Source organism: Pseudoalteromonas sp. S554 (assembly GCF_005930865.1).
In the GTDB taxonomy this organism is placed as follows: Bacteria; Pseudomonadota; Gammaproteobacteria; order Enterobacterales; family Alteromonadaceae; genus Pseudoalteromonas; species Pseudoalteromonas marina.
Genome location: NZ_PNDV01000174.1, coordinates 1 through 429 on the forward strand (window position 1 = coordinate 1; position 429 = coordinate 429).

Genomic DNA, 429 nt, shown 5'->3' on the forward strand with positions numbered 1-429 from the left:
AAATTTTATTGACCACTACACTGAATGGCCACTATATAATCCGGCCTTGTTCGGTGTAATTCAATTAAAAAACGATAGAAATAGTCTTCGAGAAGCATTAATCGCTAGAAAGTTCGGCTCTGAGTATTCAGGTCAAGAGGATAAGGAAGGAATCTTCTATACAATCAACAATGATCAAGCATATGAACTACTATCGACAGGAAGAGCCATTGCAAAAGCGCTCTTCAACAATACTGAAGAAGTTGTTGAGTCGCACTCTCTCCACCCGACAACTAGATATAGGTTATTTAGGTTGTTAAGGACGCTTAAGCGAAATAAGTTGGTCAAGCATAACACATATGAGCCTTAACTCTGTCAATAGGCATTAGTTTTCTTTTTGACCGTTTTTATAAATTGACGGTCAATTCTAAATCAATAAACAAATTCGTT

The 429-nt window shown here is 36.6% G+C and carries 1 protein-coding gene; it reads left to right on the forward strand.

Going from position 1 to position 429, the window contains the following annotated elements; translation table 11 throughout:
• Positions 1–349 (forward strand): hypothetical protein (locus CWB65_RS19960; protein ID WP_212750959.1); only part of this gene is annotated, 349 nt, incomplete at its 5' end.
• Positions 350–429 lie beyond the last annotated feature (80 nt).